The following is an 18,651-nucleotide window of genomic DNA, read 5'->3' as shown; positions in this document are numbered from 1 at the left end:
GGTACAAGCGCGACCAAAGAGGAAAGGCCCATTTTAGCGACAGGAAGAAGGTTTTCTTGCGCCAAGTCTTTTTCCTAACCTCCTGTCATATTCATCAGGCGAACGACCTGGACCTCACCATCATTAGTAAAGTGGTGCCGCTCCGGCTTTAAATCCATCGCGGCTAGGATCGCTTCTTTTAATGGCTGGTTGTCTTGGGGGTGATCACGCAGCAGCGGGCGCAAATCCAGGCTGTGTTCGTTACCCAAACAGAGTAAAAGACGCCCCTCGACGGTCACACGCACTCGGTTACAGTCACCGCAAAAGTTGTGTGAATGTGGCGAGATCAAGCCAACCCGACTCTGGCTGAGCCCAGAATCCAGCTGTAAACGAAAATAGCGTGAGGGCCCTGGAGTCTGGCTGGTACAAGGCTGGAGCGGATAGCGGGTTTCGATCACCTCGCGCACTTGATCACTGGAATAGAAGGTCTCTCCGCGCCGATGATCCGACACCTCACCCAAGGGCATCTCTTCGATAAAACTGATATCCAGCTGTTTGCTCAACGCAAAATCCACCAGATCCAGAATCTCATCTTCATTACGCCCCTGCATGATCACCGCATTGAGTTTGATGCCACGAAATCCAGCAGCGCGCGCCGCGTCAATCCCAGCGATGACCTGCTCTAAGCGCCCAGTGCGGGTAATGCGTTTAAACTTTTCTGGATGCAATGAATCCAGGCTGATATTGAGGCGCTGTAATCCTGCCGCAGACAGATCCTTGGCATAGCGCGGTAATTGGCTGCCATTGGTGGTCATCGCAAAATCACGCAATCCCAGCGTGCCGATAAAATCCACCAGATCAAGCAGATCACGGCGCACCAGCGGCTCGCCCCCCGTCAGGCGAATTTTGCTGACACCCAACTCGACAAAGCTTTGTGCCACGCGACCTATCTCTTCAAGAGAAAGAATCGATTCACGGGGCAGGAACTGCATCTCTTCGCTCATACAGTAGACGCAGCGAAAATCGCAGCGATCAGTGACTGACAGACGCACATAGTCGATCCGCCGCCCAAAACGATCGATTAAAGGGGCGAGGTTGGACATACCCCCTCCCAGCGCTGCGCGGCATCAGTGTCAGTTGAACGGGCACTCACCCAATAGTCGCCCGTCGCGGTTTGCTCTTTCTTCCAAAAGGGCGCACGCGTTTTAAGCAGATCCATCAACCAGGCACAAGCATCAAAGGCCTGTTGGCGATGGGCAGAAGCCGTGATCACCAGCACGATAGGATCGCCCGGTGTCAGGCGACCCACGCGATGAATCACATGCACCCCAGTTAACTCAAAGCGCGCCTGGGCTTCTTGGGCAAGGTGGAGCAGCACGCCTTCGGTCATGCCGGGATAGTGTTCTAGCACCAGTGCTTCAACATCAGGGCGCTCGTTAAAATCACGTACATAGCCAGTAAAGGTGACCAGCGCACCTATCTCTGTGCGCTGAGCACGCAAGGCCTCGATGGCCTCTTCAAGGTGAAAAGGCTCCGTCTGGACGGCAACGCGGATACTCATCTCTAGCCTCCGGTCACGGGCGGAAAAAAGGCGACTTCATCTCCGGCCTGAACCGGATGGCTGGCCTTGGCCATCTGCTGGTTCACTGCCGCCAGCAGTTGTGGCGCGCCTAAGGCCTGAGCCCAATCTGGATACTGCTGAATCAACCATTGACGCAGATCGGCCACATTCAACGCTGCCAAGCCTTGCAGCGGCACTTCAACCTGCTCTTGGCCCAGCTGTTCACGCAGTTCAGCAAAAAAGCAGACCCGCACACTCTCAGCCGGCTTGGAGACAGGCGTGGCCGGCTCGGCCTTTGCCGGTGTGGACAGCAAGAGGCTGGCGGATTGCGCCGATGCGGCCCCCTGCTGCAACTCGGCTTGCCATTCTCCTGAGCGCCCACCCGCTTTATGCTCCACATACATCTGACCAATCACCATCTGCTTATCGACGGCCTTGCACATGTCATACAGGGTGAGCGCCGCCACCGAGGCTGCGGTTAAGGCTTCCATCTCAACGCCTGTTTGGCCGGCCAGCTGACAGGTGGCGCGGATACGTATGCCAGGTAGGGCAGGATCTGGCTCCAGTTCAACCGCCACTTTACTGAGCAAGAGTGGATGACAAAGGGGGATCAAATCGGGTGTGCGCTTGGCGGCCATAATGCCCGCAATCCGCGCTGTGGCGAGAACATCGCCCTTATGATGGCCACCGCTGAGGATCAACTCCAGCGTGGCAGGCTGCATACTGATACTTGCGCAAGCTGTGGCTGTACGCTGCGTGACGGCCTTGGTCGAGACATCCACCATGACAGCTTCACCGCGCTGATTCAAATGGGTGAGTTGTTCGCTCATCACTAAACCTCTTTGTGTTGTATCACCAATAGGGAATCGAAACTGGAGTCAATAGGCCTTGCAACTGGCAGGATGGCGTTAGGCCAAATAGCCAGCCAGAAAGCCAGCAAAGGGATAGACTCTGACGCTATCGCCGCGTGCTTTCAGCGCTTCCTGCTCATCAAGTCTGACCAGACAATTCGCCTCATGCATCGAGCTTAAGCGGCCTGATCCCTGCTCACCAACAACACGCACACTGAGCTGGCCGGTTGGGCTTGTACTCAGGCGCGCACGATAAAAATCACTCCGCCCTAGGCGGCTTTTGATCTCTTCTTCAGCCTGCGCGTGCACTGGAGTCGCGGCACCGGCTTCAGCTCCCTGCAAGGCCAGAATCAAGGGTTGAACCAGCAGCATAAAGGTCACCATCACCGCAACAGGATTGCCCGGCAGACCGGCAAAGAAGCAGGTTTCTCCGCTGGCGTTCTGACCAAGATGCCCAAAGGCAAAAGGCCGCCCTGGACGAATAGCAAGCTGCCAAAAACGGGTTTCGCCAAGCTGGTTCAGTACAGGCTTGATCCAATCGGCCTGCCCAACCGAGACACCACCTGAGGTGATCACCAGCTGGTGCGTCAAGGCCGCTTGCGCCAGCGCTTGATGGATCACCTGCTGATCATCCGGCAAGATACCCAGATCACTGACCTGACATCCCAATGCCTGTAAAAGACTGATCAAGCTCGTGCGATTGGTATCGTAGATCTGACCCGGCGCCAGAGGCTGACCTGCTGCGACCACCTCGTCTCCGGTAGAAAACACCGCGACTTTCAAGGCTGGGCGCACTGGCACATCAGCGCAGCCTAAAGAAGCCAGCAATCCTAGCTGCACTGGCCCCAAACGCGCACCGGCAGCCAAGACCTGCTGGCCCTGCTGTAAGTCTTCACCCGCCTGACGCACATTGGCCCCGATACGCATTTCTGCCGCGCGCTGAATAGTGAGTTGATCGCCTTCTACATGACACTGCTCCTGCATCACCACGGTATCCGCGCCCGGAGGCAGCGCCGCACCAGTTGTGATCGCCATCGCTTCGCCAGGTTGCAGGCGATGACTCGTCATCTGCCCTGCCAGCTGCGTCCCGACCAGCTGCCACTGCGTCTGACTGACTAAACTGGCACCGACCAATGCATAGCCATCCATCGCTGAATTGGTGTGCGGTGGTACAGCCTGCGGTGCAGAGAGAGATGCTGCCAGATGGGCGCCCAACGCCTGCTGCAAGGGCAGACGGTGCACGCGATCTTGTTGCTGATGCCAAAGGCGGGCCTCATCCAGCAACAGCTGCTGAGCCTCTTCCAGGGTGAGCTGGCTTTTTTTATCGACAAATTCAAAGCAAGAGAGACTCATACAGCACTCCGCGCGGCCTGTAAAAAATCCAGTACCAGCTGCTCAATGGCATCCAGATCGTTCAGATGCACCCAAGGACGGGCTGCGCTAGGTGGTGCCACATCACTGGCCAGTGCAAAGATATCTGGATCATCTGGATACAACCAAGGGCGGTCGAGCTCAGCACGATGCAGTTCTATCTTGGGGAAGCGCTCGGCTTTAAAGCCTTCAACAAGAATCAGATCAGCGCGCTGTGTGTCCAGCTGGGCCACAAGGTCGGCCAGACTTGGCGCAGAGCTCGACTCAGGTGTTTCCACCATCAAGGCCCAGCGCTGATCAGAGGCAATCAGCATCTGCTCTGCACCAGCATGGCGCAGGCGATAGCTGTCTTTTTGTGGATAATCAACATCAAAAGCATGATGGGCGTGTTTGATACAGGCCAGACGCAGCCCACGGGCACGCAAACGCGGCAACAAGGCCGTCAGTAGCGTTGTTTTGCCTGTACCACTCCAGGCCGCAAAGCCCAGCAAAGGGGGCCGCTGTTGTGCAAAAGGACGCGTGTTCACAAAAGCCTCTCTTTCAATCTGATCTGCATCGCGTTGACTTGGGTGAATAGAAAGCAAGGACAATGCCTGACAAAGAGGCAACAAAAGACAAAAAAAGCCGCTTAAATAACGGCTTATCTCAGGATTTCGCAACCAGAAAACAGGGGTGCATCAAAATGACGCGCAGCCAGCCGTGACAGCCCAGCCGCGCGCCAAGGTCATTGTGACCACTCAAACGCCAGGATGGATCGAGAGCTGTTGCTGATCCAGCCGCCAGATACACTGGGCCAAATCTGTAATGGCATTGGATTGATGCGCGGTTAACAGGATCCCGCAACCAGCGGCCAGCACATCCTGTATCAGCGTCGCCAGCAACTGTACAGCCTGCTGATCAAGATTCGCACTCGGTTCATCAAGCAGCCAAAAGCGCGGCTGCAAGATACGTGCTCGCGCCAAGGCCAATCTTTGCCTTTCTCCTCCCGAAAGGGTGCGCGCAGGTTGATCAGCCTGCTCGCTGAGCTGCGCCCATGCCAGTGCGGCTTCAAGGCGCTGGTGACGCTCAGCAACGGGGACGGCTTGCAGATAACGACTGCTGAGTACCTGCTCTAGATTGCGCCTGACGCTGGTTGAAAAAACATAGGGCTGCTGGTGGAGATAACAGATCGCCTGAGGTTCAGCGACGTGATGGATGGGGCGCACACGGCCTTGTGTTGGCGTTAAAAGACCACTGATCACCTTCATCAAGCTGGTTTTGCCCGCGCCATTGGCACCCTGTAACCAAATCAGCTGGCCTGCTGACCACTGCGCGGCCTCGATCTGCCATAAGCGGCGGCGTCCATAGCTAAGACTCAGCTGCTCCAGCACTAGGGCAGGTGGCGGCTTGATCATGCTTGTTGCTCCTGAGTGATCTGACCGCGTACCAAGCCCAGCAGCAGATTCAGCACCAAGGCCAAAACCAGCAGCACCAAACCCAGGGCCACACCCTGAGCATACTCACCCTTGGAGGTTTCCAAGGCAATGCTGGTGGTAATCGTGCGTGTATAACCGGCGATATTGCCACCGACCATCATCGCGCAGCCGACTTCAGCAATAATCCGGCCAAAGGCGGTGACCAGCGCCGCCAAGAGCGCAAAACGCACTTCAAGGGTAATCAACCAAAGACAACGCCAGGGGGCGACACCCAGAGTCCGCAAGGACTCCCAAGCATGGCGCGACACACTATGGTAGGCGGTATGGCTCATCGCTATCAAAATCGGCAAACACATCAACATCTGCCCCAAGATCATAATCGGCTGGCTAAAAAGCCAACGCCAATCTCCCAAGGGCCCCGCACGCGAGAACAGCATCAAGAGCAGCAATCCGATCACCACCGTTGGCACAGCCAGCAAGGTATTGTTCAGCGACACCAGCATCCCCTGACCGGGAAAACGCCAGAAGGCCAGAGTCCAGCCCAGCAAAAAAGCGAAGGGGGTCGCCAGTAGAAGCGCCAGCAAGGAAGTCCGAAAAGACACACCAATAATCTGCCAGAGTTCTTGATCGCCAGAAAACAAGAGAGCAAGGGCATCCAGAGTGATCTGACCTAGGCTCTCCACAACAGCCTCTCCCCAATCGAATACAGGCTCAACCGCAACATGCAGCTAATCCGCATCAGGAAAGAATAAGGGTTCACCATCGACCGTAAAGCGACCGATCAACGCCTGCCCTTCCGCCGAGACCAACCAATCACGGAACTGGGTGGCTGCCGCCAACTGCACATGCGGATGGCGCTGTGGATTCACCAGAATCACCTGATAGGGATTGGCCAGATCAATACTGCCTTCGGCCAGCAGTTCCAGATCGAGGCGCTGACGCATCGCCAACCAGGTGCCACGATCTGTCAGGGTATAGCCCTGCATTTCACTGGCCATCAACAAGACACGGCCCATGCCCTGCCCAACGGCGTGGTAGTGGGCAAAACTGGGGTCATACTGAGTCAGCGCCCAGATTTCGAGTTCTTTCTTATGTGTTCCAGAATCATCTCCACGCGAGATAAAGGGCGTATTGCCTCGCGCCATACGCTCAAAAGCTTCCACCACGCCTTCAGACTCACGCAAACCAACAGGATCATTGGCAGGGCCAACCAAGACAAAATCGTTATACATCAGGCGACGAGGATCAATACCGTGGCCAGCCTCAACAAAAGCTTCTTCCGCTGCTGGCGCATGGGTCATCACCAGATCGACATCACCATCGCGCCCCAAACGCAGAGCCTGTCCAGTCCCTACAGAAAGCACCTGCACCTGAATACCTGTTGCACGCTCAAATTCAGGCAGCAACGCATCGAGCAAACCCGAATTATAGGTGCTGGTTGTGGTGGCCAGGCGGATTCTTTCCGCTGCAAAAAGAGGCATCGCCAGCAACGCGACCAGCAAGAAAGCGCCAGCTTGACGCCAGCGAGAGAGAGATCCAAACATAGGAGTATCCTTATCAGTCAAGAAAGCCAAGAGAGGTCAGCCAGCTGCAAGCCCAGTGCCAGCCAAAAACCAGAAATAGGCCAAGCCAGCGCCCTGCCTAAGATCCTGCTCTACCTCAAGTCAACTCGATCTAGGTCTACCGAGAAAAAGCTGCGCGAAACTGGGTCAAAATGCTACACTTTGCCGCACGTGTTGCTGCATTTCGACACGCCTCGCTGAACACTGGCCTGAACACCAGACTTCTCCACCCTCACAGGTAAGACTATGACCGCTGAACCCGACTTTTCCTTATGTCGCACAGCTTCTGTGTTGATCGTTGATGATGAAGCAGGGATGCGCCAATTTCTTTCCAAGGCGCTGCTTAAGCATTTTGCTCTGGTCGAAACTGCGGGCAGTATAGAGGAAGCCGAGGCGCTGCGTCAGCGCTGTCATTTTGATTTACTGATTCTGGATGTACGCCTGCCCGGTCGCTCCAGCATGGATTGGCATGAGGCGCTGCATGATCCGAATCGCCACAGCGATGTGATTTTTATGACCGCCTATGCTGAGCTGGATACCGCGATTCAAGCCCTGCGCGTGGGCGCGGCTGATTTTATTCTCAAACCCTTTCGTCTGGAACAGATGCAAAATGCCATTTTGCGTGTGCTCAAGCGTCGTCAACTGGCGCGCGAGAACTTCCTGCTCAAACGCGAAGTCCATCAATTTGTCGATGATGATAGCCCGATGCTCGGCCATAGCGCGGGCATTCGTCAGCTTGAAGCGGTCATTCAGCGTGTGGCCCCCACCCCTTCGGCGGTATTAATCGAAGGCGAATCGGGTACAGGTAAGGATCTGGTCGCACGGGCGCTGCACCAACAATCAGGGCGCAGCGGCCCCTATGTTCCGGTGAACTGCGGTGCCATCGCGCCAGATCTGTTAGAAGCCGAGCTTTTTGGTCACACCAAAGGCGCGTTTACCGGCGCCATGCGCAGTCGTGAGGGCCTGTTTCACTATGCCAGTGGCGGCACCCTCTTTTTAGATGAGATCGGTGAACTGCCCTTGGGCATGCAGGCTAAACTGCTGCGCGCCTTAGAGCAAAAAGCCATTCGCCCTGTCGGCAGCGAACAGGAAGTAAAGGTGGATGTGCGCATCCTCGCCGCCACCAACCGTCATTTAGAAGAAGAGGTTCGCGCTGGGCGTTTTCGTGAAGATCTCTACTTCCGCCTGAATGTGCTCACGCTGACTCTGCCCCCGCTGCGAGATCGACGCGAAGATATTCCGTTGCTGGCGCATTATTTTTCACGCCGCCTAGCGCGTGAACTGGGACTGGACCCCATCCCCTTCAGCCATGATGACCTCTATGCCATGCAGCAGTATGATTGGAAGGGCAATATTCGCGAGCTGAAGAACTTTATCGAGCGCTGCATCTTGCTTGGGCATCTGCCTTTGCAGGACTTACAACCCACGAGCAGCCCAACCTCGCCGCGTCAGGCGGGTTTTCCTGTGTGCTGGACCTTGGAAGAAGTCGAGAAGCAGCACATCCTGCGGGTATTGCAAGCCAGCGAAGGTAATAAATCCGCGGCAGCACGCCAGCTCGGCATCGCACGCAAAACACTCGATCGCAAACTGACCAGCTGGGAAGACGCCACCTCCGCCCACTAATTAGCCAACACCAACAAGGACACCATGCGGATTTTCTTTTGGCAGCGCTCTGTGCGCGGCAAGCTCTTGGCGCTGACTTTATTGCCGATCCTGCTCACCTTGTTGATGCTGATCGGCCTCACCGCCTATTGGACCAGCACCTATACTGATCGCCAACTCTATATGAAGGTGGCTGCCGATCTCGCGGTGGCGCGCAATACGCTACATCATCTGCAAGAGCGCCAGCTCGAACAGCTGCAAAGACTGAGCAGCAGCTGGCAGCTGATCCAGCAGCTTCAACCCACCCAGCTGGCTGATACCGCCTTACTTGAACAGCTGACCAGCCAGCTGCAACAAGAGCTCGAGGTCGATTTTCTGCGCCTGCTGCCTGCCGAACGCCTCCATCTTTTTCGTACCAGCTTGGCCAGCATTGAAGATCGGCTCCCGCTGTTAGCCAGCGGCGAGTCAGTATCGGGTCTGCTGCGCCTTGAACCCGAAGAACTGCAAGCGATCGATCTGGCACTGGCCGAGCAGGCACAAATCCCACTGCGTCCCACCCCCCATGCCCGCCCCACCGATGCCAGAGTCGAAGACCGCGCGCTGGTGGTACGCAGTCTTGTGCCTTTATTGAATCTCGATGGTGAGGTGGCCTATCTGCTCGATGCGGGATTACTCCTGAATCACAATCTGGCTTTTGTCGATCAAATCCGTGATCTGGTCTACGGCCCCGGCACACTGCCTGAAGATGGCATCGGCAGTGTGACACTGTTTTTGGGCGATACCCGCATTTCGACCAATGTCACCGAGGCTTCTCCAGCAGGCCAGACAGAAAACGGGGTGATGCGCGCCATCGGCACACGAATTTCAGCTGAGGTCGCCGAGCAGGTGCTCGATCAGCAGCGCCTTTGGCTGGATCGCGCCTTTGTGGTCCATGACTGGTATATCAGCGCCTATGAACCCATCTACGACCTGCATCAAGAGCTGGTCGGTGTGCTCTATACCGGCTTTTCAGAAGGGCCTTTTATTGCCCAGTATCGCGTCACCCTGTCCGAGCTGGGCATCACGCTGCTGATCGTCCTATTGGTTTCTGCTTTTCTGGTCTGGCATGGTGCGCGTCGCTTGTTTATCCCTGTCGAGCAGATTCACCGCTCCGTGATGGCGGTACGCGCTGGCCAGTCTGATGCACGGATAGGCTTTTTGGATACACAAGATGAAATGGCGGATCTGGCCCATCAGTTTGATCAGATGATGGATGAGCTGGATTCGCGCCAACGCACCATTCAGGCCGCGGCACAAGAGCTTGAACGTCAGGTTGAAGCACGCACCCTGAGCCTGCAGCACAAGACGCAGGATCTGGAGAAACACATCCAACTGCTCAAGGCCACACGCGCCCAGTTATTTACCAAAGAAAAGCTGGCTGTACTGGGTGAGTTAACAGCTGGCATCGCGCATGAAATCAATAATCCCGCCGCCGTGATCCTTGGCCATATGGATTTGTTGCAGGTTGAACTGGGCGATCAGGCCAGCGCGGTGCAGCAGGAGATCGATACCGTGATCGAGCAGGTGTATCGTATTCGCGCGATTATCAACAATCTGCTGCAGTACAGCCGCCCTGGCTCCACCACCGATCAGCTGCAAACGCTGGAACTCAACCCTGTCGTGCAAGATACGCTGGCGTTAGTTCGTCATGCACTGGATAAGCAGCGTGTCGAGGTTCAGCAGCAGTATCAAACCCTGCCGAGTATTCAAGCCAACCGCCAGCAGCTCCAGCAGGTTTTAGTGAATCTTCTGATCAACGCCGCCAATGCACTCGATGGGCCGGGGCAGATTCAGCTCAGCACCCAGCTCTGGCAGGATGATCAAGGTCGGACTCTGGGCGCGATGATCCAAGTGAAGGATCATGGGCGCGGCATGACGCCTGAAGTACAAGCACGAATCTTTGAGCCCTTTTTCACCACCCGCGAAAATGGCAATGGTTTGGGGCTTTCTGTCAGCCTGTCACTGATTCGTCGTTATGGCGGCGATATTCAAGTGGAATCTGAGCCAGGGCGAGGCAGCTGCTTTCGTGTTTATCTGCTTAGTCAGGCGCAGATCAATGCTGAAGATGAGGCCACCATGCGCCAGCTTCTCTCCGGCTTGGGGGTGGTCTAGCCTTCTAGACCATTCCACTGCTCTAGCCTGCTAATCAATCCATTTTTTTGCTTTTTATTTTGCATTTTGTGATGCAATACCCTGTCTTTTGCACCCTGGCAGCTGGGTTTGCGCTAGAAATCTTGGTCTATCAGAGCTTGCAGAACAAGCCCAACGTCTCGGACTCACGACGCTTGCACAGCTGCTGCAAGGAGGGACACCTGTGGATTATCTGCGCGCAGCTTACTGCGCCGAACAACTGCTTCAGTGGTGCCTGATCCACCCCATAGATCGGCCGCCAAGGCCACTCAGCGACGCCCATCATCAAGAGCCTCTGATCTAGGAAACGGCTGATCAACATTAAGAGCGCAGCTCAGAGGCGTCTGCCTTCTCGCACACGGCAGTTCTGCCTAAATGCCTCTGGGTGGCCGCATCAGCCTTGATCAAAAAAGGGCTCATCAATAAACCAAAAGGCCAGCGCTTGACCAGCTTGCAGTCGGGTATGCGGCGGCACGCAAGCCAGAGCATTCGCCCAGGTCACACTGCTGAGCACACCAGAATTCTGGTTCGGATGGGCGCTTAACTGCCAGCCTTCCGCGCTGGGTTCAGCACGCACACGCAGATATTCCTGACGTAGCTGAGTGTGCCAATCAAAGTCAGCGCGCCCTGTGAGCAGGCGTGGTGTGGCGGGTGGACGCCCAGCCAGGCGGGCCAACAGCGGCTTGAGCAGCACTTCAGCGCCGACAAAGACCGATACTGGATTGCCTGGCAGCCCCAGAAACACAGCCTCCGCCTGCCCCTGAGCTCGCGGAATCCGCCCAAAAGCAACCGGCTTACCCGGCTTCATGGCGAGCTTCCACAGCTGGAGCTGGCCTAGCTTTTCCACAGCGGGCTTCACATGATCTTCTTCACCGACCGACACTCCCCCTGTGGAGAGAATTAAATCCGCTTGTTCTGCCCCCATCTGCAAGGCCGCTTCGGTGGCGACTGCGGTATCGGCCACCTGCCCAAGATCGATCACTTCTACGCCCTGCTGCGCCAGCCAACCCATTAATAAAGGGCGATTAGAGTTGTAAATCTGCCCCGGCTGCAAGGCTTGACCCGGCATGGCAAGTTCATCGCCTGTCGCCAGCAGCGCGACGCGTACACGACGCATCACAGGCACCTCCGCCAGCCCTAGACTGGCCAGCAGCCCTTGATGACGGGCATCCAAAAGCTGGCCGCGTGAGAGCACCCGCTGGCCTAGCTGCATATCCTGACCGCGACGACGGATATTCTGCCCAGGCTCGATCTTGCCCAACATCAGCACCTTGTCTTCTTCATCGAAGGCGACCCACTCTTGCATCACCACCGCATCAGCACCGGGTGGGATCAGCCCTCCCGTCATAATGCGTGCGCAGCTTTGTGCTGCTAAAGGCTGGGGCACCTGTCCTGCGGTGATTCTCTGACTGACAGGCAGCTCGACGGCCGTCTCCGCGACACGCACCGCATAGCCATCCATCGCTGAGTGATCCGCCGGCGGCACATCCAGCGGTGCCAGAATATCTTCAGCCAACACACGGCCAAGCAGCTGTGTCACCGGTATAAGCTCAGTCTCCATCAGCGGCGACACTTCAGCCAGCATCTGGCTCAGCGCCTCCTCAACAGGCGTCAGAAAAGGAAAAGTACTCATTCAAGGCTCCTCAGATCACTGCGGTGATCACCAAAAAGAATGCTAAGATCTATCCCCCATCACCTGACTGACAGGACAAGACCCATGGCGACGCTGATTCTTTACCAGTTCCCTGTTTCTCACTACTGCGAAAAAGTACGCTGGGCTTTGGATCTCAAAGGACTGGCTTATACGCAAAAGAATTTAATGCCCGGCGCGCATATCAAGGTTGTACGTCGATGGGCGCTGCGCTCAAGTGTGCCGTTGCTGATCGATGGCCAACAAGCCATTCAGGGCTCCAGTGCCATTCTCGACTATTTAGATCAGCAGTATCCAGCGGCTAGCCTCTGCCCCCAAAACCAGCTCGATCAGGCCAAGGCTTGGGAGAGGCGTTTGGATCAAGAACTCGGCGGCGCGATTCGTACCTTTGTGTACTATCACCTGCTTGATCGGCCCGATATTCTGGTGCCTTGGCTCGCGGCCGGACAGCCTTTTTATCAGTCTTGGCTACTGCGCCTGTTTTTCCCGAAGGTCGCCCAAATGATGCGCGATAAACTGGGCATTCATGCAGCAGGGGCGGCCACAGCCCAGAAGGTGATTGAGCAGCTATTGGCAGAAATTGCGCCGATTTATCAAGCCGGTGATTATCTCGCTGGACCAGCGTTTTCGCGTGCGGATCTCACGGCTGGGGCACTCTTTGCACCTTTATTCATGCCCGCAGCCTATGGCCTTGATTGGGGGCAGCCTGAACTGCCGCCCAACTTCCGCCACTGGCTCAAGGCCCATCAGACACAACTGGAAGCGGTACAACAGATGTATCTGCTGCATCGCCAGCCAACCTAGGAAGCCGCTGATGAACCTTGCAAGCGCAAGAGTTCATCCAAGGCTTCTTAGCTATGCAGCTGACGTCCGTGTAGCAGGATACCCACAAAATTACAGGGACGATGACGGCTATCGAGCTGTTCACGCAGAATACGCTGCCAGCCTGTTTTGCACGCGCCAGTCGAACCCGGCAGACAAAAGATCGCGGTGCGATTGGCTAAGCCGCCCAGACAGCGTGATTGCACCGTGGAAGAGCCGATCTCTTCATAGGAAAGCTGACGAAACAACGCCCCAAAGCCTTCGATTTCAGTATCGAACAAGGGGCGCACGGCCTCAGGTGTCGAATCGCGTCCGGTAAAGCCGGTGCCACCAGTGGTCAGAATCACCTGAATATCAGGATCGGCAATCCACTGGCTGACGACCGCTCGAATCTGGTACACATCATCAGGGATCACCTGACGCGCAGCCAGCTGATGGCCCTCGGCCTCCAAAGCGCTGACCAGATAATCACCTGACTTATCTTCGGCAAGGCTGCGCGTATCGGACAGCGTCAGCACCGCTATCTTCAGAGGTATGGCCTCCATCACGCTTCTCCTTTGGCCTTTTTGGCCGCCTGACGCGCCTCAAAAGCCGCCAGCTGCTCTGGTGTCGCTGGTTGCTGATGCAGATCCTTCCATTGATCATAAGGCAGGCCATAGATGCGCTCGCGGGCTTCGTCGTAATCCATAGTGACGCCTTCTTCCTGCGCAGCGGCCATCATCCACTTAGCCAGACAGTTGCGGCAAAAATCAGCCAGAATCATCAACTCGATATTCTGCACTTCCTTGTGTTCATCGAGATGGCGCAGTAAACGACGAAAGGCCGCCGCTTCAATTCGAGTTTCAACTTGTGGGTCGAGTGTCTGCATCGGGAAGATCTCCAAAATAATCAAAGCCAAAGGATCAGATCCATCAACAGGATGATGACCCAGCGCCTTCAGGATAGCAACTCAGCAACGGAGCCAGTGCAGCCGCCAAGCGCGCCTCGATCAAAAAAAGCGGCTAAAAAGAGCTGCTAAAAAAAGCATCAAAAAAGGGAGGGCGAACCCTCCCATCTCAGACAGCCAGGATCAGGATTGGACAGGCGTCGTCTCCGTTGCTGATGGCGTCTTGGGTGCCTCCACCAGCTGATCTTTGACTTCTTCAAACCAAAGGTCATGGTGCTGCTTGGCCCAGGCTTCATCGACATAGCCGGTTTTCATACCTTCAAAGGCACCTTCGGTTCCAGCGGTACCGATATAGATATGCCCAAAGGATGCAGCTATCAGGATCAGCGCGCCTGCAGCATGGATCAACAATGTGGTTTGCATGGTTTCGCGACTTTGACCAAAGTTGGGGAAGTCGAGAATCAGCCCAGAAATCACCACGGTTAATCCAAGGAAGGTCACCAGCCAGAACCAAGATTTCTCACCAGCATTCAAATAGCCAGCCGAGGGATGACGCCCTTTGATCAAAATACCGCCACCTTGCTTAAACCAGGCCAAATCCACTCGCGTATAGGCATTGTGCTTGATCCATTTCAGAATCATCACCAACAAACCCAAGGAGAAGAGCGGTCCAAGGTAGTTGTGGATATTCTTAGCGGCCAACATCAGACTGCCCCAGACACTGGCCGGCAGAATCGGCTGCATAAACCACTTGGCATAAAGCAGCATCAAGCCGGTAAGAGCCAGAATCATAAACAGACTGGCGACATACCAGTGAATCGCACGATCCAAAGGTGTCCAGCGCTCAACCTTACGGCCAGTGCGCGGATGATCCAGCTTGACCTGCCCAAACAGCAGATAAAACCCAAGAATACCCAGCGCACTTCCGCCCAGCGCCAGCAATCCACCGGGAGAAACCCACTGGTTGCGCCATTCGCGCCAACGCTGACCTTCCACCATGATCAGCGTATCTGCACCTGGGCTGCGTGAAGAGGTGGTGCCAGAAACACCACCCTGAACATCACGCCAGTAGTCTGACGTGACACCAGGTAGAGTTTGCATCAGCTCGCGACGCGCATCGGCTGGCTGGGTGCTTGGAGGCTGGGCCAGCACGGGCAGGCTCCAGCTCAGTAAAAGCACCAACAGCAACAGCAGACCACCACCCAACCGCCATGAGGCAGTCGGGTGGGCGCAGCTCAGCGGATTAAGTGAGCGAAGGGACTTCATCATTAGCTTCTCGCTGCGTCGGTCGCCAGTTCAGCCGCTTGGCGCGCCAGTTCGGTTAAGCCAGGAGCGGCTTCGTTGGCACCCCAAGCACCGTTACGGTGACCACGGTACACCACGCGCTCACGGAAGATATCCGAGACCTGCTGCGCATCACCCGCCAACAGCGCCTTGGTTGAACACATCTCGGCACATAAAGGCAGCTTGCCTTCGCTGAGACGGTTGGCACCATACTTCTGCTGCTGTAATGCGGGATCTTCCTCTGGACCACCGGCACAGAAGGTACACTTGTCCATCTTGCCGCGCGCACCAAAGGCCCCTTGTTTCGGGAACTGAGGCGCACCAAAAGGACAGGCATAGAGGCAGTAACCACAGCCAATACAAGTGTCCTTATTGTGCAGGATCAAGCCCTCATCCGTGGGGTAGAAGCAGTTGGTCGGACACACCGCCATACAAGGGGCGTCGGAGCAGTGCATACACGCCACAGAAATCGAGACTTCGCGTCCGATCTCGCCATCATCCAGCGTCACAACGCGGCGGCGTTGAATACCCCATTCTGTTTCGTTAGCGTTTTTACAGGCCGTGACGCAACCGTTGCATTCGATGCAGCGCTCTGAGTCACATAAAAATTTCATACGAGCCATGTGTGTTCTCCTCAGTGATTAGGCTGCTTCGATACGGCAGACAGTACATTTGGTTTCTTGCATCAGGGTCACTGGATCATAACCATAGGTGGTGACGATGTTGACCGACTCACCCAAGACATAGGGATCACTGCCTTGTGGGTAGCGATGACGCAGATCCTCACCTTGGAAGACACCACCAAAGTGGAAGGGCATAAAGGCCACATTACGATCGACCCGATTAGTGACCATGGCCTTCACCTTGACACGACCGCCTTCAGGGCCATAGACCCACACATCCTGACCATTGCGAATGCGCAGGGTATTCGCATTGAAGGGGTTGATCTCAACGAACATGTCCTGCTGCAGTTCAGCCAACCAAGGGTTAGAGCGAGTTTCATCACCGCCCCCTTCATATTCAACCAAACGACCCGAAGTCAAGATGATGGGGAACTCAGCTGAAGTATCCCGCTCCTGAATACTGCGATAGAGGGTCGGCAGACGCGAGATCGACTGGAAATCATCCCAGGTGGGGTAATCGGCAACCAGATCACGACGCGTGGTGTAAAGCGGCTCACGGTGCTGCGGAATCGCATCAGGGAAGGTCCAGACGACAGTACGCGCTTTACCATTCCCGAACGGCGCGCAGCCATGCGCAATCGCAACACGCTGGATACCACCGGATAGATCGGTTTTCCAATCCTTGCCTTCTGCGGCCTGCTGCTCTTCTGGTGTTAAATCATTCCACCAGCCCAGCTGCTTGAGCAGATTGGCGCTGAACTCTGGATGGCCGTCACCGATTTCATTCCCTACAGGGGCTGAGCCTTCTGCCAGTAAGGTCTCGCCATTACGCTCTACACCAAAGTTGGCACGGAAGCCCAGACCGCCATCGGCAACCGGCAAGCTCGTGTCATAGAGGATATGGGTACCAGGGTGCTTCATCTCGGGTGTGCCCCAGCAAGGCCAAGGCAAGCCGTAGAACTCGTTATGCGCATCCGTACCCACAGCGCGCAGACTGGTGAAATCAAAAGCATGCCAGTTCTGCTGGTGATACTTGAGGCGCTCTGGGCTCTGGCCGGTATAGCCAATTGTCCACATGCCACGGTTGTATTCACGCACCACGTCTTCAAGATTCGGCTCGTTGTTTTCAACCCGAATATGCTTGAACAAAGGCTCATCCAAGCCCAGCTCCCGCGCGAAACGGTACATGATTTCGTGGTCAGTTTTGGATTCAAAATGCGGATCGATGACCTTATCGCGCCACTGGATCGAACGGTTGGACGCCGTGACCGAACCATAGGTCTCAAACTGCGTACAGGCTGGCAGCAGATAGACGCCATCAGTGCGATCGTTCATCACCGCAGCCACAGTTGGATAGGGATCGACGATCACCATCATGTCGAGCTTTTTCATCGCTTCACGCATTTCTGGGCCGCGTGTTTGCGAGTTCACCGCATGCCCCCAATAGAACATGGCGCGGATATTGTCGCGCTGATCAATATTGGCAGGATCTTCGAGCACACCATCGATCCAGCGCGAGACGGTAATGCCGTTGGTGTTCATTGGCTGACGACCACGGTAGGTGCTCTGATCAAAGCGATTTTTGATCCACTCGTAATCCACATCCCACACGCGTGCCCAGTGACGCCACGCTCCTTCGGCCAGACCATAGTAGCCAGGCAGAGAGTCAGACAGTACACCAAAGTCCGTCGCGCCCTGGACGTTATCGTGACCACGGTAAATATTGGCACCCGCACCAGATTTACCCACATTCCCTAAAGCCAGCTCAAGAATGCAGTAAGCCCGAGTGTTGTTGTTGCCCGTTGTATGCTGGGTTCCACCCATACACCACACGATACAGCCAGGCGTATTCTCAGCCAGCATCCGCGCCACTTTATACATCTGCTGCTCACCAACGCCAGTGATACGCTCGACTTCAGCCGGTGGGAAGCGACGCACTTCTTCACGGATTTCATCCATACCGTAGACACGCTGGCTAATAAACTGACGATCTTCCCAGCCATTACCAAAGATGTGCCACAGCAGACCCCAGATAAAGGCCACATCGGAGCCAGGACGAATACGCACATACTCATCTGATTTGGCAGCCGTACGCGTATAACGTGGGTCCACCACGATCACCTTGGCGTTATTGCGCTCTTTAGCGATCAGCGTGTGCTGCATCGAAACAGGGTGGGCTTCAGCGGCATTGGAACCGATAAACAGAATCGACTTGCTGTTTTGCATGTCGTTATAGCTGTTGGTCATCGCACCATAGCCCCAGGTGTTCGCCACACCGGCCACCGTGGTGGAGTGACAAATTCGCGCCTGATGCTCGACGTTGTTGGTGCCCCACAGAGACACCATTTTGCGGAACAGATAAGCCTGCTCATTATTAAACTTGGCCGAACCCAACCAGAAGACGGAATCAGGACCAGATTGCTCACGAATACTCAGCAGTTGACCACTGATCTCACTAATCGCCTGCTCCCAGGAAAGACGCTGCCACTGGCCATTCACCAGTTTCATCGGGTACTTCAGGCGGCGCGTAGAGTGGCCGTGATAACGCAGGGCCGCACCCTTGGCACAGTGGGCACCACGGTTAATCGGGTGATCAAAAGCCGGTTCCTGACCTGTCCAGACGCCTTCTTGCACCTCTGCATAGACACCACAGCCTACCGAGCAGTGGGTACAAATGGTTCTTTTGACTTCGACTGGCGCGGTCGAATAGGTGGTGCGCGCGGCTTCGGCAGGGCGAATCATCTGCTGGCCGAGTAAACCTGTTGCGGCCAGACCACCCGCTGCAACACCTGTTCCTTTTAAGAAACCGCGACGACTGACACCCAAGCCCTGCGGCTTGTGCTCAACGGCAGGCGCTTTTTTGGTTAAACGCATG

At 55.8% G+C, this 18,651-nt stretch carries 17 protein-coding genes; 3 read left to right on the top strand and 14 right to left on the bottom strand.

Going from position 1 to position 18,651, the window contains the following annotated elements:
- Positions 1-74 precede the first annotated feature (74 nt).
- The 8 genes from moaA to V6U78_RS11445 form a co-directional block, all read right to left on the bottom strand.
- Positions 75-1,082 (bottom strand): GTP 3',8-cyclase MoaA, encoded by a 1,008-nt coding sequence (gene moaA, locus V6U78_RS11480; RefSeq protein ID WP_405340889.1) that lies wholly within the window; start codon positions 1,080-1,082, stop codon positions 75-77.
- The gene (locus V6U78_RS11475) at positions 1,061-1,540 is read right to left on the bottom strand and encodes a molybdenum cofactor biosynthesis protein MoaE (protein WP_405340886.1); all 480 of its coding nucleotides are present in this window, start codon (positions 1,538-1,540) and stop codon (positions 1,061-1,063) included. The genes moaA and V6U78_RS11475 overlap by 22 nt, the downstream gene beginning before the upstream one ends.
- Positions 1,541-1,542: 2 nt before the next feature.
- On the bottom strand, positions 1,543-2,370 hold the full coding sequence (gene moaC, locus V6U78_RS11470) for a cyclic pyranopterin monophosphate synthase MoaC (RefSeq protein WP_405340883.1): 828 nt from the start codon (positions 2,368-2,370) through the stop codon (positions 1,543-1,545).
- Positions 2,371-2,448: 78 nt separating this feature from the next.
- Positions 2,449-3,744, bottom strand: a complete 1,296-nt coding sequence (gene moeA, locus V6U78_RS11465; RefSeq protein WP_405340880.1) for a molybdopterin molybdotransferase MoeA — start codon at positions 3,742-3,744, stop codon at positions 2,449-2,451.
- Entirely contained in the window at positions 3,741-4,289 is a 549-nt protein-coding gene (gene mobB, locus V6U78_RS11460) for a molybdopterin-guanine dinucleotide biosynthesis protein B (protein WP_405340877.1), read from the bottom strand. The genes moeA and mobB overlap by 4 nt, the downstream gene beginning before the upstream one ends.
- Before the next feature lie 210 nt (positions 4,290-4,499).
- Positions 4,500-5,156 carry an ABC transporter ATP-binding protein gene (locus V6U78_RS11455; protein WP_405340874.1) on the bottom strand — a complete coding sequence of 219 codons (657 nt, stop codon included), beginning with the start codon at positions 5,154-5,156 and terminating at the stop codon, positions 4,500-4,502.
- A complete protein-coding gene (locus tag V6U78_RS11450; protein WP_405340871.1) occupies positions 5,153-5,860 on the bottom strand; it encodes an ABC transporter permease in 708 nt (235 codons plus the stop codon). The genes V6U78_RS11455 and V6U78_RS11450 overlap by 4 nt, the downstream gene beginning before the upstream one ends.
- A 45-nt stretch (positions 5,861-5,905) precedes the next feature.
- A complete protein-coding gene (locus V6U78_RS11445; protein WP_405340868.1) occupies positions 5,906-6,721 on the bottom strand; it encodes a substrate-binding domain-containing protein in 816 nt (271 codons plus the stop codon).
- Positions 6,722-6,985: 264 nt separating this feature from the next.
- Between V6U78_RS11445 and V6U78_RS11440 the strand changes: the two genes are divergently transcribed.
- The gene (locus V6U78_RS11440) at positions 6,986-8,362 is read left to right on the top strand and encodes a sigma-54-dependent transcriptional regulator (protein ID WP_405340865.1); all 1,377 of its coding nucleotides are present in this window, start codon (positions 6,986-6,988) and stop codon (positions 8,360-8,362) included.
- Between the two features lie 24 nt (positions 8,363-8,386).
- Positions 8,387-10,492, top strand: coding sequence for a sensor histidine kinase (locus V6U78_RS11435; RefSeq protein WP_405340862.1), 2,106 nt, complete (start codon positions 8,387-8,389; stop codon positions 10,490-10,492).
- Positions 10,493-10,904: 412 nt separating this feature from the next.
- Here V6U78_RS11435 and V6U78_RS11430 read toward each other — a convergent pair whose 3' ends face one another.
- Positions 10,905-12,143: a molybdopterin molybdotransferase MoeA gene (locus tag V6U78_RS11430; protein ID WP_405340859.1), complete on the bottom strand. Its 1,239-nt coding sequence runs from the start codon at positions 12,141-12,143 to the stop codon at positions 10,905-10,907.
- Between the two features lie 84 nt (positions 12,144-12,227).
- Here V6U78_RS11430 and V6U78_RS11425 point away from each other — a divergent pair, with 84 nt between their 5' ends.
- On the top strand, positions 12,228-12,965 hold the full coding sequence (locus tag V6U78_RS11425) for a glutathione S-transferase family protein (RefSeq protein WP_405340856.1): 738 nt from the start codon (positions 12,228-12,230) through the stop codon (positions 12,963-12,965).
- Positions 12,966-13,012: 47 nt separating this feature from the next.
- Here the strand turns inward: V6U78_RS11425 and moaB are convergent, their stop codons facing one another.
- From moaB to V6U78_RS11400, 5 genes are all read right to left on the bottom strand, one after another.
- Entirely contained in the window at positions 13,013-13,528 is a 516-nt protein-coding gene (gene moaB, locus V6U78_RS11420) for a molybdenum cofactor biosynthesis protein B (protein WP_405340853.1), read from the bottom strand.
- Positions 13,528-13,851, bottom strand: a complete 324-nt coding sequence (locus V6U78_RS11415) for a DUF1244 domain-containing protein (protein ID WP_405340931.1) — start codon at positions 13,849-13,851, stop codon at positions 13,528-13,530. Before V6U78_RS11415 ends, moaB begins: the two co-directional genes overlap by 1 nt.
- Before the next feature lie 201 nt (positions 13,852-14,052).
- Positions 14,053-15,138, bottom strand: coding sequence for a formate dehydrogenase subunit gamma (locus tag V6U78_RS11410; RefSeq protein ID WP_405340850.1), 1,086 nt, complete (start codon positions 15,136-15,138; stop codon positions 14,053-14,055).
- Positions 15,138-15,776, bottom strand: a complete 639-nt coding sequence (gene fdh3B / locus V6U78_RS11405) for a formate dehydrogenase FDH3 subunit beta (protein ID WP_405340847.1) — start codon at positions 15,774-15,776, stop codon at positions 15,138-15,140. The genes V6U78_RS11410 and fdh3B overlap by 1 nt, the downstream gene beginning before the upstream one ends.
- 18 nt (positions 15,777-15,794) lie before the next feature.
- The gene (locus V6U78_RS11400; RefSeq protein WP_405340844.1) at positions 15,795-18,650 is read right to left on the bottom strand and encodes a molybdopterin-dependent oxidoreductase; all 2,856 of its coding nucleotides are present in this window, start codon (positions 18,648-18,650) and stop codon (positions 15,795-15,797) included.
- Position 18,651: the final 1 nt, after the last annotated feature.

This window comes from Marinospirillum alkalitolerans (assembly GCF_045055655.1).
GTDB classification, from domain to species: domain Bacteria; phylum Pseudomonadota; class Gammaproteobacteria; order Pseudomonadales; family Halomonadaceae; genus Marinospirillum; species Marinospirillum alkalitolerans.
Note: the sequence above shows the minus strand (reverse complement) of the source record. Positions and strands in the feature narration are given on the sequence as shown.

Coding starts and splice junctions, on each gene's coding strand:
- V6U78_RS11440 (WP_405340865.1), top strand. CDS start 6,986: ATGACCGCTGAACCCGACTTTTCCTTATGTCGCACAGCTTCTGTGTTG.
- V6U78_RS11410 (WP_405340850.1), bottom strand. CDS start 15,138: ATGATGAAGTCCCTTCGCTCACTTAATCCGCTGAGCTGCGCCCACCCG.
- V6U78_RS11475 (WP_405340886.1), bottom strand. CDS start 1,540: ATGAGTATCCGCGTTGCCGTCCAGACGGAGCCTTTTCACCTTGAAGAG.
- fdh3B (WP_405340847.1), bottom strand. CDS start 15,776: ATGGCTCGTATGAAATTTTTATGTGACTCAGAGCGCTGCATCGAATGC.
- moaC (WP_405340883.1), bottom strand. CDS start 2,370: ATGAGCGAACAACTCACCCATTTGAATCAGCGCGGTGAAGCTGTCATG.
- V6U78_RS11445 (WP_405340868.1), bottom strand. CDS start 6,721: ATGTTTGGATCTCTCTCTCGCTGGCGTCAAGCTGGCGCTTTCTTGCTG.
- moaB (WP_405340853.1), bottom strand. CDS start 13,528: ATGGAGGCCATACCTCTGAAGATAGCGGTGCTGACGCTGTCCGATACG.
- V6U78_RS11415 (WP_405340931.1), bottom strand. CDS start 13,851: ATGCAGACACTCGACCCACAAGTTGAAACTCGAATTGAAGCGGCGGCC.
- V6U78_RS11435 (WP_405340862.1), top strand. CDS start 8,387: ATGCGGATTTTCTTTTGGCAGCGCTCTGTGCGCGGCAAGCTCTTGGCG.
- V6U78_RS11400 (WP_405340844.1), bottom strand. CDS start 18,650: ATGCGTTTAACCAAAAAAGCGCCTGCCGTTGAGCACAAGCCGCAGGGC.
- V6U78_RS11425 (WP_405340856.1), top strand. CDS start 12,228: ATGGCGACGCTGATTCTTTACCAGTTCCCTGTTTCTCACTACTGCGAA.
- V6U78_RS11455 (WP_405340874.1), bottom strand. CDS start 5,156: ATGATCAAGCCGCCACCTGCCCTAGTGCTGGAGCAGCTGAGTCTTAGC.
- moaA (WP_405340889.1), bottom strand. CDS start 1,082: ATGTCCAACCTCGCCCCTTTAATCGATCGTTTTGGGCGGCGGATCGAC.
- moeA (WP_405340880.1), bottom strand. CDS start 3,744: ATGAGTCTCTCTTGCTTTGAATTTGTCGATAAAAAAAGCCAGCTCACC.
- V6U78_RS11430 (WP_405340859.1), bottom strand. CDS start 12,143: ATGAGTACTTTTCCTTTTCTGACGCCTGTTGAGGAGGCGCTGAGCCAG.